The sequence below is a fragment of the Streptomyces sp. NPDC041200 genome (assembly GCF_055591805.1).
Genome location: NZ_JBVIZF010000013.1, coordinates 144,859 through 160,444, shown reverse-complemented (window position 1 = coordinate 160,444; position 15,586 = coordinate 144,859). Strand labels below are relative to the sequence as shown.

Sequence of the window (15,586 nt, the reverse complement as noted above, 5' to 3'; positions counted from 1 at the left end):
CCCCGTATCCAGCTTGTGAAAGGTTTCCTGATGCGTGGAGCAATCCTTTACGCCCCCGGCGATGTGCGTTTCGAGGAGCGCGCCGAGCCGAAGATCATCGATGCGACCGATGCGGTCATCCGTACCGTCGCCACCTGTGTGTGCGGCTCGGACTTGTGGGACTACCGCGGCATCAACCCGGTTGAGCAGCCCGTGCCCTTCGGCCACGAGTACGTCGGCATCGTCGAGGAGGTCGGCGATGAGGTGAAGGCCATCAAGCCGGGACAGTTCGTCGTCGGCTCGTTCTTCGCCTCCGACAACACCTGCGTCAACTGCCAGAACGGCTACCAGAGCAACTGTCTGCACCGCGAGTTCGTCGGCGCCGAGGGTTGCCAGGCCGAGCGGCTGCGGGTTCCGCTGGCCGACGGCACCCTGGTCGCCACCCCCGAGGTTCCTGACGAAAAGTTCGTGCCGAGCCTGCTGGCCTGCTCGGACGTGATGGGCACCGGTTGGTACGCGGCCGTCGCCGCCCAGGTGCGGTCCGGTGACACGGTCGTCGTGGTCGGGGATGGCGCGGTGGGCCTGTGCGCGGTCATCGCCGCCAAGGAACTGGGTGCGACGCGGATCATCGCCATGTCCCGGCACGAGTCCCGCCAGAAGCTGGCCCGCGAGTTCGGCGCCACCGACATCGTCCCCGAACGCGGGGACGAGGGCGTGGCCCGCATCAAGGAGATGACCGGCGGGATCGGCGCCGACCGGGTGCTGGAATGCGTCGGCGACAGCGAGTCCACGCAGCAGGCCCTGCGCTCGACCCGGCCCGGCGGCAACGTCGGTTTCGTCGGCGTCCCCCACGACGTCGCCTTCGACGGCGAGGAACTGTTCTACTCCCACGTCGGCCTGCGCGGCGGCCCCGCCCCGGTCCGCGAGTTCCTGCCCGACCTGATCAACCGCGTCCTGTCCGGCCGCATCAACCCGGGCAAGGTCTTCGACCTCGAACTCCCGCTGGAGCAGGTAGCCGAGGGGTACAGGGCCATGGACGAGCGGCGGGCCGTCAAGGTCCTCCTGCGCCCCTGAGACCGGCGAAAAGGAAGTTTCCATAGTGAATCCGCAGTACCACTTCGAGGGCCAGGTCGCCCTGGTCACCGGTGCGGCCTCCGGCATGGGCCTGGCCGCAGCCCATGCCTTCACCCAGGCCGGCGCCGCCGTCGTCCTCGCCGACATCAACCTGAGCGCCGTCGAGAAGGCCGCCAAGGACTTGACCGAGGCCGGTCACCAGGCCCTCGGTGTCGCCTGCGACATCACCGAAGAAGACCAGGCGGCAGCGATGGTCGAGCGCGCGGTGAGCGCCTTCGGCCGCCTGGACATGGCCTTCAACAACGCCGGCATCCAGGCCCCGCCGAGCGACGCCGCCAGCTTCGTCGTCGGCGTCGCGCTGCCCGTCGACGGCGGGTACACGAGCCACTGAACCAGCCGCTCGCGGCTCTCACCACCTACTTGGACCAGCGCTGAACAGAGGAGATCGACCATGCACACACGTACGTTGGGCCAGGGTCTGCGGGTATCGGCCATCGGCCTGGGCTGCATGGGCATGTCCCAGGGCTACGGCCCCAACCCGGGCAGCCGCACGGACATGATCGGCGTGCTGCGAGCAGCCGTCGACCGCGGCGTCACGTTCTTCGACACCGCGGAGGTCTACGGGCCCCACGTCAACGAGGAGTTGGTGGGGGAGGCTCTCGCGCCGGTGCGGGACCAGGTCGTGCTGGCCACGAAGTTCGGCTGGCGCATCGAGAACGGCAAGTCGACCGGCCTCGACAGCCGCCCCGAGCAGATCCGGCGTGTCGCCGACGCCTCGCTGCGCCGGCTGCGCACGGAGACGATCGACCTCTTCTACCAGCACCGGGTGGATCCCGCCGTGCCGATCGAAGAAGTCGCCGGCGCCGTCGGTGAGCTGGTGCGGGCGGGCAAGGTGCGGCACTTCGGTCTGTCCGAGGCGGCGGCGTCCACGATCCGCCGGGCCCACACGGTCCACCCGGTGACGGCCGTGCAGAGCGAATACTCACTGTGGACCCGCGACCCCGAGCCCGAGGTCCTGCCGACACTGACCGAACTCGGCATCGGCTTCGTGCCGTTCAGCCCGCTCGGCAAGGGATTCCTCACCGGCACCGTCGACGCCGCCACCCCCTTCTCCGACGGCGACATCCGCACCACGATCCCCCGCTTCAGCGAGACGAACCGCGCCGCCAACCAGGCACTGGTCGACCACGTCGCCGCCCTGGCACAGGCAAAGAACGCCAGCCCAGGACAGGTGGCCCTGGCCTGGCTGCTCGCCCAGCACCCCTCGATCGTGCCGATCCCCGGCACCCGTCGTATCGAGCGGGTCGAGGAGAACACCGCCGCCACACACGTTGCCCTCTCCGCCGACGAGCGGGCGGACCTGGACGCGACAGCAAGCCGCCTCGGTGTGCACGGTGACCGCTACAACGAGACCCACATGGGCCTGGTCGGCAAGTGAACCGGCCACCGCCGCCGCCCCGGACGGCCACAGGCGCAGGCCGAGGCGGACGGCGGTAACCGGGCGCGCGCGGCCTGCTCAGCGCCGAAGTGGGGGCCTCCACCCCGACACCGACACCGACATCGACCTCACCAAGCCAGTCGACATCCCCGCCTTCGAAACGGCCTGGCACCAGTTCTTCGAGGGCAGCCCGAACCGCACCCGCCTCGGCGGCCCCTCACTCGTGATCGCGGCAGAGAACGACACAGTGGTCCCCGCGGAAGCGATCCGCCGCAGCGCCGCCCACTTCGGCTCCGACTACCTTTTCGTCCCCGGACGCTCCCACAACGTGCTCCTCGAACCGGGCTGGCGCGAAACCGCAGAGCGCATCGACACCTGACAGGCTCCGAGACAGCGGCGAGAAGGCGCATGGCCTGTCTCTGGAGACAGGCCATGCGCCTGGCGAAGCGGAGCAACGATGGCCCAGGACGCCACACCACCAACTCCCAGCAGCACTGACCGGCGATCACGCCGCCGCGTAACTCGCCCGGAACAGATCCTGGGCCCGCTCCACGTCCCTCACCGCCCGTGGCAGCGCACCGTCGATCAGGCCCGTGCGGCCAAACCTGCCCCACAGAGTGGCCATCAGAGCGCCTGAGCAGCGGCATAACGGGCCTGACGCCCCATCAGAACGAGCGTCACGAGCGTCATTTCAGCGTCAAGATGTCGCCCGCGACGCCCACACCGCACGTAATGCGCACGGGTGAATCCGCAGGTCAGGAGCCCTTCGCGGCCGGTTCGAGGATCGCCACGCACTCCACGTGGTGCGTCACCGGAAAGGTGTCGGCCTGAGCGATTCTCGGAAAAGGCCAGGTCAGGGCTCGTTTTTGGGCTCGTGGTACCGCGTGCTGGCGCCCAGAGCGTCAAACGAGCGTCATGACCAACAGTGAACGTTTTCAGCGTTGCCTCTCCAGGGTGAGGACGGCTTTGGCGATGACGGTCATGCGATTGAGGCTGATGCGGGATCTGCGGAAGATCTGCCAGCACTTCAGCCGTGCCATGGTGCGCTCGACCGGATCGCTTGCCTGGGCGAGTGCCCGGCTGACGGTGCGCTGGGGCGGGGTGAGTTTCCCGCCGGGTGGCCGTTCGCGTCCGGTAGTGCCCCAGGGACCGGCGCCGTGGCGCCGTGTAGGCGCGGTCGGCGAGGACGGGGACCCTGGCGTTCTCAGATCCGATGATGCGGTGGGCGCGGGCTGCGGTCAGGTCGTGGGGCGGCCCCCGGCTACGCTGGCGAGATCCGCAGCCGTCACAGTCGCCGTCTCTGTGCCATTCGGAGTGAAACGTGCGTGGGCGGGATCGCCTCGATCAACGGGCGCCGCACAGGCGCCCGTCGCGGGCTCACGGTCCGGGCTGGGCTGCGCCCACCTCTTGGGCCAGCTCTCGGAACCGAAGCCCGGCCTGGCTCTCGTAGCGGGGGTTCCAGGCGACCGCGAGGCCAAGTGGGGGCTGGGGACCCGTGGTGATCAGGTCCCGGAACTCCACGCCGTCGCGGCCTTTGCGGGCGGCGCTGGAAGGGATGAGGGCGACGCCCATTCCGCTGCCGACCAGGAAGAGGACCGTCTCGACCTGCACGGCCTCCTGTGCCACTTTCGGCGTCACCCCGGCCTGCTGGAACAGCATCGTGGACAGGGCGTGCAGGCCGGGGATGGCGTGCTGGGTGTAGTCGATGAAGGGCTCGTCCGCGAGGTCCTGGAGAGTGATTCGCTTCTGGCGGGTGAAGCGGTGTCCGGTGGGCAGTGCGAGGACGAAGCGGTCGGCCTCGACGGTGACGTACTGCAGGTCGCTGCGCCGGGTGAGGGGGACGCGGACGATGCAGACGTCCAGCGTGTGGCGTTCCAGGGAGTCGATGAGGCCGGTGTTGGTGTCCTCGGTGAACTTCAGCGCCACGCCCGGGTACGTGCGGCGGAAGGCGGGGAGCAGCCGCGGCAGCAGCCGGTTCTTCGCGGAGCCGACGAAGCCCACGCGCAAGTTGCCGGTGGCCCCCGCGGCGGTGGACTCCGCGACCCGTGCCAGTTCCGCCGAGTGGAAGATGACGGCGCGGGCGTGCTCCAGGGCGGCCTCGCCGGCCGCGGTCAGCTCGACGCTGTGGGTGGAGCGCTGGAAGAGCTTGGCGCCGATCTCGTCCTCCAGTTTGCGGATGGAGACCGATAGCGGGGGCTGTGTCATGTGCAAACGCTCGGCCGCCGTACGGAAGTTGAGTGTTTCGGCCACCGCCAGGAAGTGTCTGAGCTGCCGCAGCTCCACGGTGATACCTCACATGTATCAAGTATTGGCGATTTACCCTCGGGGATTGTATGGCCGTGACGGGGTCGGCATGGTGACTCGCACCACACGCACTGACAGAGCACCAAGGGAGCCGCCCCATGTCAGCCGTGCCGTCCACGCCCGTACCAGCGGGCTTCGAGCAGGCATTCCGCCCACGTTCGGTCGCCGTGCTCGGCGCTTCGGACGACCCCAGCAGGATCTCCGGCCGGGCACTGCACTACCTGCTCCGCGCTGGTTACCAGGGCGCCATCTACCCGGTCAACCACAAGCGGGCGACGGTGCAGGGACTGGACGCCTACCCGTCGCTGGACGCGGTGCCCGAGGTTCCGGACATGGTGCTGATCGGCCTCCCCTCGGGGCTGCTCAAGCAGGCGATGACGGACTGCGTGACGAAGGGCGTGGGTGCCGCGGTCATCTACGCGGCCGGCTTCGCGGAGACCGGCGAGGACGGCCAGACGCTCCAGGAGGAGCTGGCCGATATCGCGCGGCGCGGGAATCTGCGGCTGTTCGGCCCCAACTGCCTGGGTCTGCTGCACGCGGCCAGCGGTTTCGTCGGCACCTTCAGCAGTGCCTTCGACGAGGAGATCCCCACCGGCGGCGGCGTCGCGGTGGTCAGCCAGAGCGGCGCCTACGGCGGTCACCTGGCTTATCTGTGCCGCCGCCGCAACGTCGACATCGGGTACTGGGTGTCCACCGGCAACGAGGCGGGCACCGACGTCGCCGAGTGCGTCCACTGGCTCGCCCTGCAGGACGACGTCTCGGTGATCCTCGCCTACGCCGAGGGTGTGCGGGACGCCGGGCGGCTGCGCACCGCGCTGGCGGTGGCGCACGAACGGCGCAAGCCGGTGGTCTTCATGAAGGTCGGCGCCTCCGACACCGGTGCCGCCGCCGCGCAGTCGCACACCGCCTCCCTGGTGGGCAGCGACACCGTCTACGACGCGCTCTTCCGCCAGTACGGTGTGCACCGTGCCCGGACCACCCAGGAGCAGGTCGACCTGGCCTACGCGTGCAGCCGGGGCGTATTGCCGGCCGGACGCCGGGTGGGCATCGTCACCGTCTCCGGCGGCTTCGGCGTGCAGCTGTGCGACGCGGCCGAGCGCTACGGGCTCGATGTCGCCGGGCTGCCCGCGGAGGCCCGCGCCCGGCTGCGCGCGATCAACCCGATGGGCAGCGACGACAACCCGTGCGACACCACGGCCGGCTGGCTCAACGACATGAGTCTGATCACCGACACCTTCGGGGTCATGTACGCCCAGGGCGACTACGACAGTGTGATCGGTTCGTTCACGATGCTGCCGGACTCCCCCACCTACGGCGAGGGCATCAAGGAGGCCATCCGCAAGGGCACCTCCGACTTCATGGACCGGCCGACCGTGCTGTGCATGGAGGCGCGCCCCGAGGTGGTGCGGTCCTACGAGGATGCCGGCTTCCTCGTCTACGACGACTCCGAGCGGGCCGTCGCCGCGCTCGACGGGCTCGCCCGACTGCGGGAGGGGTTCGAGCACCCACTGCCCGCGCCCGGTGGGACGGACGCGCTGCGCCGCGAGCTGCCGGGCGGACCGCTGTCCGAGGCCGCCGCGCGGGAGCTGCTGGCCTCGGTGGGCGTACCGTTTCCCAAGTCCCGGGTGGTGACATCGGCCGCGGAGGCCACCGAGGCCGCGGCGGAGGCCGGCTTCCCGGTCGTCATGAAGATCGTCTCGCCCGACATCCCGCACAAGACGGAGATCGGCGGCGTGGTGCTCGGCGTCACGGACGCGGACTCCGCCGCGGCGGAGTTCACCGCGCTCACCGCGCGCGCCGCCACGGCCCGGCCCGACGCCCGGGTGGAGGGGGTGCTCGTCTCGCCGACAGCGCCGCGCGGAGCCGAGATCATCGTGGGCGCGCGGCGCGACCCGGTCTTCGGCACGGTGGTGATGTTCGGGACCGGCGGGGTGCAGGCCGAGCTGTTCCGCGACGTCGCTACCCGGGTCGGCGCCGTCGACCGGGACGAGGCGCTGCGGATGATCGCCGAAACCCGCGGGCACGCCCTGCTGACCGGCTTCCGCGGTCTGCCCGAGGCCGATGTGGAAGCCGTCGCCGACCTGCTGGTCACCGTCTCCGCCTTCGCCGTCGCCAACGCCGACCGGATCGAGACGCTGGAGCTGAACCCGGTGATCGTCCGCGAGGCGGGCCGGGGTGTGCTGGCGCTGGACGCCCTGGTGGTGCCGCGGGAGGGGACCTCATGACGATGGACCCGCACGCGCTGCTGCGGCGGGAGTTCACGCCGGTCCCGCAGCGGTACACCGCCCAGGACTCCCGCCTCTACGCCCTGAGCCTCGGGCTCGGTGCGGATCCGCTGGACGCCCGTCAGCTGGCATACGTCTACGAGGAGGGTCAGCGCGCGTTCCCCACCATGCCGAATGTCCTCGGTTACGCCGGCTTCTGGGCCCGCGAGCCGGACACCGGCATCGACTGGCGGCGGCTGCTGCACGTCGAGCAGTCGCTGACGCTGCACGCACCACTGGCGCCCGAAGGCGACGTCGTGGGCCACACCCGCGTCGCCGGCGTCGTGGACAAGGGCACGGAGAAGGGCGCGCTGCTCTACCAGGAGCGGCAGGTCCTGGACGCCGGCAGCGGGCGGCTCCTGGCCGAGGTGGGCCAGGTCAGCCTGTTGCGCGGGGACGGCGGCTGCGGCAGCACGATGGACACCGCTCCCCGGCCGCACCGGATGCCCGACCGGGCGCCGGACGCGGTGCACGACCTGCCGACCCTGCCGCAGGCGGCGCTGCTCTACCGGCTGAACGGCGACACCAACCCAGTGCACGCCGACCCCGCGACCGCACGGGCGGCCAGGTTCGAGCGGCCGATCCTGCACGGACTGTGCACCTTCGGCGTGGCCGTGCACGCGCTGCTGGCCGGTGCCCTGGACTGGGACGAGTCCAGGCTGCGCCGGCTGCGGGTCCGCTTCACCGCCCCCGTCTTCCCCGGGGAGACGCTGCGGACCGAGTCCTGGACCGATGGCGACGTCGTGTCCTTCCGCACCACCGCGGTCGAGCGCGGCACGGTCGTCCTGGACTCCGGCCGCGCCGACCTGATCTGACCTCACACGCAGGAGCCGCACCATGGATCTGGAACTCAAGGACAAGACCGCGATCGTCACCGGCTCGGCCCGGGGGCTCGGCGCCACGACCGCCCGCCGCCTGGCTCGGGAAGGCGTCCGCGTCGTCGTCACCGATATCGACGGACAGGGTGCGGAGGCGACCGCGAAGGAACTGACCGGAGACGGCCACCGCGCGATCGCCGTGCGCGCGGACATCACCTCCGGCACGGACGTCGATGCCCTGGTGGCCGCCGCCACCGAGGAGTTCGGCGGGGTGCACATCCTCGTCAACAACGCCGGCTTCCCCCGCGACACGCTGCTCACGAAGATGACGGACACCGACTGGGACTCGGTGATCGAGGTGATCCTCAAGGGATCATTCCTGGTCACCCGGGCCGTCATGCCGCACCTGATCGAGCAGCGCTGGGGACGCGTGGTCAATATCTCCTCACGCAGCTACCTGGGCAACGCGGGCCAGGCGAATTACTCCAGCGCCAAGGCCGGCATCCTCGGCTTCACCCGCGCGCTCGCCGCGGAGCAGGGGCGCTACGGCATCACCGTCAACGCCGTCGCCCCCGGCTTCATGGAAACCGAGGCCGTCCGCTCCCTGGACCACTACGAGAAGATCCGGGAGAAGGCAGTCGCCGCCCAGCCGCTGCGCCGCACCGGGCAGCCCTCGGACATCGCGGACGCGGTGGCGTTCCTCGCCTCGGAGCGCGCCTCGTTCATCACCGGCGAGACCCTGCACGTGACCGGCGGCCGCTTCGGCTGACCGGTCCGGCTCGGCCCGCACCCGGCCCGCCGCCCCCACAGCGGCCCGAACCCGTACTCCGCTCCCCGCTCCACCCGCCGGCCGAACGGCAGACGATCCCGCCCGACGGCCCCCGCGCGGCCCCACCGCTCCGGCCGCCCCGGCGGCCCCGCATCCCCCGGGCCGCCCGCACAGCTCAAGTCCGCCCCCGCACATCCGCAGGTCTCACCGCTTCCACCTGCCCCCGATGCACGCGATGTGCCGACTCCCCAGGCTTGCCCACAGATGTCAACGGAGATATCCCATGACCGCTTCCCGTGAAGCCGTCGCCGGGGCAGTACGTCCCGCCGGCTCCTCGCTGTCCCCCGGCCGCAGCAGAGTACGCTTCATGATCGTCGCACTGCTGTTCGTGGTCTCCACGCTCAACAACGCCGACCGCGCCATCCTGTCGATCACCGGTACGGAGATCCAGGGCGACATCGGGATCAGCGACGTCACTCTCGGCTACCTGTTCTCCGCCTTCTCCTGGGCCTACATGCTGGCCCAGCTGCCCGGCGGCTGGATCGTGGACAAGTGGGGCGCCCGCAAGGTATACGCGGGCAGTATCTTCCTGTGGTCGCTGGCCACACTGTTCCAGGGCGTGGTCCCGCTGTTCGGCATCGCCTCGGCGATGATCGCGCTGTTCGTCCTGCGGCTCGCAGTGGGCCTGGCCGAGGGCCCGGCCTACCCCACCAACGGCCGGGTCGTGGCCACCTGGTTCCCCACGGCCGAACGCGGCACCGCCTCCGCGATCTTCAACTCCTCGCAGTACGCGGCGCCTGTCATTTTCACCCCCTTCATGGCGTGGCTCACCCACGGCTGGGGCTGGCCCTCGGCGTACTTCGTGATGGGCGGCATCGGCATCGTCCTCAGCGTCTGGTGGTGGCGGGCCTACCGCCAGCCCCGTGCGCACCCGCGCGTCAACCAGGGCGAACTGGGCCACCTCGTCGAGGGCGGCGCGCTCGTCGACATCGAGGAGGCCGCTTCGGTCGGCACCAAGACCGGGGTCAACACCTGGTCCGTGGTCCGGCAGCTCCTCAGCAGCCGGATGATGATCGGCCTCTACATGGGCCAGTTCTTCATCGCCACGTTGGTCTACTTCTTCCTCACGTGGTTCCCGATCTACCTGATCAAGGAACTCGGCATGCCGCTGCTCGAGGCGGGCTTCACCGCGTCCATCCCGGCGCTGTTCGGCTTCATCGGCGGCATCCTGGGGGGTCTGCTCTCCGACGCGCTGCTGCGCCGGGGCAGGTCGGTGACCGCGGCCCGCAAGATCCCGATCGTCGCCGGTCTGGCCCTGTCCACCTGCATCATCGCGTGCGCCTGGACCTCGAGTAAGACCGTGGTCATCGTCGTGATGGCGATCGCGTTCTTCGGCAAGGGGCTGGGCAGCCTCGGCTGGACCGTCGTCTCGGACACCTCCCCGAAGGAGGCCGCGGGGCTCTCCGGCGGCCTGTTCAACGCCTTGGCCAATCTGGCGGGCATCACCACCCCGATCGTCATCGGCTACGTCGTCGACATCACCGGATCCTTCGACGGCGCGCTGTACTTCGTCGGCGCCTCCGGCCTGGCCGCGGCGCTGTCCTTCCTGCTGGTCGTCGGCCGCATCGAGCGCATCCAGCTGAAGGAGGTCACCCCGTGACGGACCTGAGCGATTACGCCTCCTGGACCGGCCGGCGCGAGGAGGCCGAGGACACGCTGAGCGCGGACACCGCCCTCGGGCTGAGCGCCGTCCTGGACCGTGTCCCGGACGGTCCGGACGCCGCGCCGCCCCTCGCCCACTGGCTCTGCTTCCTGCCCCGCACTCCGCACAGCGATCTCGGCCCCGACGGGCACCCCCGGCGCGGCGGCTTCCTGCCACCCGTCCGGCTGCCTCGCCGGATGTGGGCCGGCGGCGACCTGCGTTTCTCCGAGCCACTGCGCACCGGCGTTCCGGTCCACCGCACCTCGGTGATCGCGGACGTACGGGAACGAGAGGGACGCAGCGGGCCACTGGTCTTCGTCACCGTCGACCACGCACTGCGGCAGGAGGGCGTCCTCGTCCTCACCGAGCGGCAGGACATCGTCTACCGCGCCGCCCCCGACCAGGCCCCGGCGGCGTCAGGGAGCGCACGGGAACGGCCGGAGGAGCCGCCGCCGGGAGTGTGGCAGCGCGCTCTCGTCCCGGATCCGGTCATGCTGTTCCGCTACTCGGCGCTGACTTTCAACGCACACCGCATCCACTACGACCGCACCTACGCCCAGCAGGAGGAGGGCTACCCCGGGCTGGTCGTCCACGGACCGCTGACGGCGACACTGCTGCTCGACCTCTGCGTACGGCAGCGGCCCGGCGCCCGCGTCACCGGTTTCCGGTTCCGCGGCCTGCGCCCGGCCTTCGACAGCCGGAAGCTGACCCTGCACGGCACCCCGAGCACCTCCGGCGCGTCCCTGTACGCCGCCGACGACCGGGGCCGGACCGTGATGAACGCGGAGGTGGACGTCACATGAGCCACCGTACGAACACCCCCCACGTCGCGGCCCTGCACTCGCTGCTGTTCGTGCCGGCCGATGACGAGCGGCTGCTGTCCAGAGCACATCTGCGCGGTGCCCACGGGCTGATCCTCGATCTGGAGGACGCCGTACCGGAGTCGGACAAGGAGTCGGCACGGTGGGGGCTGCCTGCCCACATCGACCGGCTGGCCGCCGAAGGCCAGTACGTGGTGGTTCGGACCGGCTCGACGCGCGAGAACTGGGAGACGGATCTGAGGGCCGCGGTCCGCCCCGGCCTGCGGGCAGTGATGCTGCCCAAGACCGAGCGTCCAGGGCAGCTCACGGAGGTGGCCACGTACCTCGACGGCCTGGAGCGGGAACGCGGTCTACCGGCCGGCTCGGTCGGGCTGATCGCGCTGATCGAGTCCCCGGCGGCGCTGTTCGCGCTGACCAACCTGGCGGCGGCACCGCGGGTGTGCGCTCTGGCGCTCGGCAGCGAGGACTTCTCATCGGCACTGGGTGTGGCGCCGACACCGTTCATGCTGACCGAACCGTGCCGCTGGATCGCGCTCGCCGCCTCGGCGGCCGGAATCGGCTCTTTCGCGCTCCCGATGTCCCTCGCCGTCCTGGACCGTCCCGAGGACCTGGCGGACGCCGCCCGGCAGGCGCGGGAGCTGGGCGCCACCGGAGCCCTGTGCGTCCACCCGGCGCAGGTCGCCGCGGTCAACGCCGCGTACGCGCCCGGCGACGCGGAGATCGCCTGGGCGCGCCGGGTGACCGAGGCATGGGACGCCGCCGACGGCGAGGGGAGTGGCCCGGGCGTCATCCGCGTCGACGGCCTGATGGTCGACGCGCCCGTCCTGCGCCGCGCGCGCACCCTGCTGTCCTCGCCGAATGCCACCGGCCAGGCAGTGACCACCGACCATGGAGGTGACCGATGAGCGGCGCACATGTCCGCCTGGAGACAACGGGCCGGGTGGCGACCATCGTCTTCGACAACCCACCGCTGCACGTGTGGAACGCGGCCATGACCCGCGGCCTGACCGAGGCGCTGGACGCCGTGGAGGACGACCCGTCCGTCGGCGTGGTGGTACTCACCGGCGCCGGGGACAGGGCGTTCTGCGCGGGCTCGGACATCCCCGAGTTCGCCGCGATGCGCGCTCCGGGCGAGGCGGTGGCGAAGAAACTCCGCCCGCAGCAGGAGCTGTTCGCACGACTGGCGTCCTTCCCGAAGCCGACGATCGCCGCGCTGAACGGGCACACGCTCGGCGGCGGCCTGGAGATAGCGGTCTGCTGCGACCTGATCGTCGCCGAGGAGCACATCGGCATCGGCTCCCCGGAGATCAAACTCGGCGTCTTCCCCGGCAGCGGCGGTACGTTCCGGGTCGCCCGCCGCATCGGGGCCGGGCGCGCAAAGGAGATGCAGCTGCTGGGCGAACCGGTGGACGCGGCGACGGCGCTCGCCTGGGGCCTGGTCAACCGGGTCGCGCCACGCGGCGACGCACACGCCGCCGCACTGGAACTGGCGCACGTCCTGCTGCGCCGTCCGCCCCGGTCGATGGCGCTGTGCAAGTCCGTCATCGACGCCGCGCACGATCTCACCGAGGAGGAGCTGATCGAGACTTCGCTGACCGCCAGCGACGAGGCGTTCACCTCCGCCGAAAGCGCCGAGGGCGTACAGGCTTTCCTTGCCAAGCGCGCCCCCGACTTCCTTGCCGCGTCCCGGACGTCCGAGAACACCGTCGAGAAAGAGACCCTCGTATGACCCGCGCGGCGATCGTCGCCCCCGTCCGTACCCCCATCGGCGCCTTCGGCGGCAGCCTGCGCCCGGTTCCCGTCGAGAAGCTGGGCGCCGCCGTCGCGACGGCGGTCGTGGAGCGCGCCGGTATCGACCCGGCCCTGATCGAGGACGTGGTCTTCGCGCAGTCCTACGCCAGCAGCGAGACGCCGTGCGTCGGCCGCTGGATCGCGCTGGAGGCCGGTTTCCCGGTCGAGGTCGCCGGGATGCAGCTGGACCGGCGCTGCGGCAGCGGCCTCCAGGCCATCGCCACCGCGGCGATGATGGTGCAGTCCGGAGCGGCCGACGTCGTCATGGCAGGCGGCGTCGAGAGCATGAGCAACGTCGAGTACTACACCACCGACATGCGCTGGGGCGGACGCTTCGGCTCCACCACCTTCCACGACCGGCTCGACCGGGGACGGGAACGCGCCCAGCCGGTGGAGCGGTTCGGGGTGATCTCCGGCATGATCGAAACCGCGGAGAACCTGGCCCGCGACTACGGAATCAGCCGCGAGCGGGCCGACGCCTACGCCGTCCGCAGCCAGCGCCGGGCGGCGGCGGCCTGGGAGTCGGGCGCCTTCGCACATGAGGTCGTCCCGGTGACGGTGCCTCAGCGCAAGGGCGACCCGGTCGTCTTCGCCCGCGACGAGGGAATACGTACGGACAGTTCGGCGGAGAAACTGGGCCGGCTGCGCCCGGTCGAGCCCGGCGGGACCGTCACGGCGGGCAACGCCTGCCAGCAGAACGACGCCGCCGCGGCCTGCCTGATCGTTGCCGAGGAGCAGGCGGAGCGGCTGGGCCTGACCCCGATCGCCTACCTGAGCGGCTGGGCAGCGGCCGGATGCGAGCCCTCCCGCATGGGCATCGGCCCCGTACCCGCCACCGCCAGAGTACTGAAACGCCTCGGACTGACTCTGGCGGACATGGATCTGATCGAGGTGAACGAAGCGTTCGCCTGCCAAGTCCTCGCGGTGCTCGAGGAGTGGGGCATCGACGACGCGGAGCGGGTCAACGTCAACGGTTCCGGGATCTCACTGGGCCACCCCGTCGGCGCGACGGGCGTGCGCATCATGACCACGCTGTTGCACGAACTGGAGCGCCGTGACGCCCGGTTCGGACTGGAAACCATGTGCATCGGAGGAGGCCAGGGCATTGCAGCCGTCTTCGAACGCGCCTGAAGAGCACCGCGGTCCGCTGACCGGGCTGCGCGTCGTGGAGGTCTCGGCCTTCGTCGCCGCCCCCTTGGCATCCATGACGCTGGCCCAGCTGGGCGCCGAGGTGATCCGCATCGATCCCGTCGGCGGGAACATCGACTACCACCGCTGGCCGGAAACCGAGCACGGGGAGAGCCTGTACTGGGCCAGCCTCAACAAGGGCAAACAATCGGTCACCCTGCCGCTGGACACCCCCGAGGGGCAACGCGCGGCGGCCGACATCATCTGCGCGGGAGGCGACGGTGCGGGCATCCTGATCACCAACCTACCCGCCCGGGGCTGGCTCGACTACGAACAGCTCTCCGCGCGACGACCCGACCTGATCATGATGCGCCTGCTGGGCAACCCCGACGGCTCCCCTGCCGTGGACTACTCCGTCAACTGCGCCAGCGGCTTCCCGCACGCGACTGGCACCGGCCCGGAGCCCGTCAACCACGTACTGCCGGCCTGGGACGTGGCCGCGGGACTTTACCTGACGGTCGGTCTGCTGGCCGCCGAGCGCAGACGCCAGGCAACCGGACACGGCCAGGAAGTCACCCTCGCCCTGTCCGATGTCATGCTCGCCACCGTCGGCAACCTGGGCTACCTCGCCGACGTGCAGATCAACGGCGCGTCCCGGGAGCCGATCGGCAACAGCCTCTACGGCGCCTTTGGACGCGACTTCAGCACCGCCGACGCACGCTCGGTCATGGTCGTGGCCATCACCACCCGGCAGTTCCGCGCCCTGGGCCGGGCCACCGGGCTCACCGAGAAGCTGGAGATGACCGGTCCGCTGATGGACGTGGACCTGACGACGGAGGGCGGCCGGTACGCCGCCCGGCACGCCATCGCGGCGGTGCTCGAACCATGGTTCGCGGCAAGGACGCTGGCCGAGGTGCGCGCGGTGTTTCACGGCTCCGGGGTGCTGTGGGGCCCGTACCAGACATTCCGCCAGCTCGTCGAAGAGGACCCACGCTGCTCGACGCAGAACCCGCTGTTCTCATGGATCGACCAGCCGGGCATCGGCACGCTGCTGGCTCCCGGCTCACCGCTGGTGTTCTCCGGTGACCCGGCACCGGCGGCCGCTCCGGCACCCCGGCTCGGTGCGGACACCGATACCCTCCACAGCCCCGTTCCGCAGCCGGTCAGCGGCTGACGGGCGGGACAGCACCCGATAATGATGGGAGGGCCCACACCGCCCGGACTCCGCGGAGAAAGGGATCGCGGCCCGGCAGTGGCCGCAGCGGGCACAAGCGCATGTACTCGCGCTTCGTGGCCCGCGAATGCACGGAACGGCCACCGACTGCCTCACGTGGCTGCCGACGCCGAAACGGGGCGTGCCCTCTTCGTCCGGACGCCACAGGACTGACGGGCAGCCAGAAGAGCCTCAACATGGCCTGCGGCCGTGCGGGCCTCGATCGGCGCCCACTCGCCAGGACAGCCCCCTGGCAGTTCGCCTTCGGGCTGACGGAACGACAGC

Annotated in this window: 13 protein-coding genes and 2 pseudogenes; 13 read left to right on the top strand and 2 right to left on the bottom strand. The window is 70.7% G+C overall.

The features are described from left to right. The first annotated feature begins 30 nt into the window (after nucleotides 1–30). The 4 genes and pseudogenes from ACZ6CL_RS26540 (at nucleotide 31) to ACZ6CL_RS26525 (ending at nucleotide 2,870) form a co-directional block, all read left to right on the top strand. Nucleotides 31–1,053, top strand: a complete 1,023-nt coding sequence (locus tag ACZ6CL_RS26540; RefSeq protein ID WP_468939598.1) for a zinc-dependent alcohol dehydrogenase family protein — start codon at nucleotides 31–33, stop codon at nucleotides 1,051–1,053. Between the two features lie 25 nt (nucleotides 1,054–1,078). Beyond that, a pseudogene (locus ACZ6CL_RS26535) lies at nucleotides 1,079–1,390 on the top strand (SDR family NAD(P)-dependent oxidoreductase); the annotation flags it as partial. Nucleotides 1,391–1,504: 114 nt separating this feature from the next. Continuing rightward, nucleotides 1,505–2,491, top strand: coding sequence for an aldo/keto reductase (locus ACZ6CL_RS26530; RefSeq protein WP_468939595.1), 987 nt, complete (start codon nucleotides 1,505–1,507; stop codon nucleotides 2,489–2,491). Next, nucleotides 2,448–2,870 (top strand): hypothetical protein, encoded by a 423-nt coding sequence (locus ACZ6CL_RS26525; RefSeq protein WP_468939594.1) that lies wholly within the window; start codon nucleotides 2,448–2,450, stop codon nucleotides 2,868–2,870. Before ACZ6CL_RS26530 ends, ACZ6CL_RS26525 begins: the two co-directional genes overlap by 44 nt. A 556-nt stretch (nucleotides 2,871–3,426) precedes the next feature. Here the strand turns inward: ACZ6CL_RS26525 and ACZ6CL_RS26520 are convergent. Beyond that, nucleotides 3,427–3,748, bottom strand: a pseudogene (locus ACZ6CL_RS26520) (transposase family protein); the annotation flags it as partial. Between the two features lie 120 nt (nucleotides 3,749–3,868). After that, nucleotides 3,869–4,774, bottom strand: a complete 906-nt coding sequence (locus ACZ6CL_RS26515) for a LysR family transcriptional regulator (RefSeq protein ID WP_391182960.1) — start codon at nucleotides 4,772–4,774, stop codon at nucleotides 3,869–3,871. A gap of 119 nt (nucleotides 4,775–4,893) precedes the next feature. Between ACZ6CL_RS26515 and ACZ6CL_RS26510 the strand changes: the two genes are divergently transcribed. The 9 genes from ACZ6CL_RS26510 to ACZ6CL_RS26470 all read left to right on the top strand — a co-directional run bounded on the left by ACZ6CL_RS26510 (nucleotide 4,894) and on the right by ACZ6CL_RS26470 (nucleotide 15,262). Then, nucleotides 4,894–7,020 (top strand): acetate--CoA ligase family protein, encoded by a 2,127-nt coding sequence (locus ACZ6CL_RS26510; protein WP_468939592.1) that lies wholly within the window; start codon nucleotides 4,894–4,896, stop codon nucleotides 7,018–7,020. After that, a complete protein-coding gene (locus ACZ6CL_RS26505; RefSeq protein ID WP_468939590.1) occupies nucleotides 7,017–7,874 on the top strand; it encodes a MaoC family dehydratase in 858 nt (285 codons plus the stop codon). The genes ACZ6CL_RS26510 and ACZ6CL_RS26505 overlap by 4 nt, the downstream gene beginning before the upstream one ends. Nucleotides 7,875–7,896: 22 nt before the next feature. Further along, nucleotides 7,897–8,646, top strand: a complete 750-nt coding sequence (fabG, locus tag ACZ6CL_RS26500; protein ID WP_468939589.1) for a 3-oxoacyl-ACP reductase FabG — start codon at nucleotides 7,897–7,899, stop codon at nucleotides 8,644–8,646. A 283-nt stretch (nucleotides 8,647–8,929) separates the two neighbouring features. Next, on the top strand, nucleotides 8,930–10,306 hold the full coding sequence (locus ACZ6CL_RS26495) for an MFS transporter (RefSeq protein WP_468939586.1): 1,377 nt from the start codon (nucleotides 8,930–8,932) through the stop codon (nucleotides 10,304–10,306). Further along, nucleotides 10,303–11,151 carry an HTD2 family dehydratase gene (locus ACZ6CL_RS26490; RefSeq protein ID WP_468939583.1) on the top strand — a complete coding sequence of 283 codons (849 nt, stop codon included), beginning with the start codon at nucleotides 10,303–10,305 and terminating at the stop codon, nucleotides 11,149–11,151. The genes ACZ6CL_RS26495 and ACZ6CL_RS26490 overlap by 4 nt, the downstream gene beginning before the upstream one ends. After that, entirely contained in the window at nucleotides 11,148–12,074 is a 927-nt protein-coding gene (locus tag ACZ6CL_RS26485; RefSeq protein WP_468939581.1) for an HpcH/HpaI aldolase/citrate lyase family protein, read from the top strand. The genes ACZ6CL_RS26490 and ACZ6CL_RS26485 overlap by 4 nt, the downstream gene beginning before the upstream one ends. Beyond that, nucleotides 12,071–12,898 (top strand): enoyl-CoA hydratase/isomerase family protein, encoded by an 828-nt coding sequence (locus ACZ6CL_RS26480; RefSeq protein ID WP_468939578.1) that lies wholly within the window; start codon nucleotides 12,071–12,073, stop codon nucleotides 12,896–12,898. Before ACZ6CL_RS26485 ends, ACZ6CL_RS26480 begins: the two co-directional genes overlap by 4 nt. Then, entirely contained in the window at nucleotides 12,895–14,091 is a 1,197-nt protein-coding gene (locus tag ACZ6CL_RS26475) for an acetyl-CoA C-acetyltransferase (protein ID WP_468939576.1), read from the top strand. Before ACZ6CL_RS26480 ends, ACZ6CL_RS26475 begins: the two co-directional genes overlap by 4 nt. Further along, nucleotides 14,066–15,262: a CoA transferase gene (locus ACZ6CL_RS26470; RefSeq protein WP_468939574.1), complete on the top strand. Its 1,197-nt coding sequence runs from the start codon at nucleotides 14,066–14,068 to the stop codon at nucleotides 15,260–15,262. The genes ACZ6CL_RS26475 and ACZ6CL_RS26470 overlap by 26 nt, the downstream gene beginning before the upstream one ends. The last annotated feature ends 324 nt before the right edge of the window (nucleotides 15,263–15,586 follow it).

Excerpts from the sequence above, each read along its gene's own strand:
- ACZ6CL_RS26540 (WP_468939598.1), top strand. The coding sequence starts at position 31 with ATGCGTGGAGCAATCCTTTACGCCCCCGGCGATGTGCGTTTCGAGGAG.
- ACZ6CL_RS26530 (WP_468939595.1), top strand. The coding sequence starts at position 1,505 with ATGCACACACGTACGTTGGGCCAGGGTCTGCGGGTATCGGCCATCGGC.
- ACZ6CL_RS26510 (WP_468939592.1), top strand. The coding sequence starts at position 4,894 with ATGTCAGCCGTGCCGTCCACGCCCGTACCAGCGGGCTTCGAGCAGGCA.
- ACZ6CL_RS26505 (WP_468939590.1), top strand. The coding sequence starts at position 7,017 with ATGACGATGGACCCGCACGCGCTGCTGCGGCGGGAGTTCACGCCGGTC.
- fabG (WP_468939589.1), top strand. The coding sequence starts at position 7,897 with ATGGATCTGGAACTCAAGGACAAGACCGCGATCGTCACCGGCTCGGCC.
- ACZ6CL_RS26495 (WP_468939586.1), top strand. The coding sequence starts at position 8,930 with ATGACCGCTTCCCGTGAAGCCGTCGCCGGGGCAGTACGTCCCGCCGGC.
- ACZ6CL_RS26485 (WP_468939581.1), top strand. The coding sequence starts at position 11,148 with ATGAGCCACCGTACGAACACCCCCCACGTCGCGGCCCTGCACTCGCTG.
- ACZ6CL_RS26480 (WP_468939578.1), top strand. The coding sequence starts at position 12,071 with ATGAGCGGCGCACATGTCCGCCTGGAGACAACGGGCCGGGTGGCGACC.
- ACZ6CL_RS26475 (WP_468939576.1), top strand. The coding sequence starts at position 12,895 with ATGACCCGCGCGGCGATCGTCGCCCCCGTCCGTACCCCCATCGGCGCC.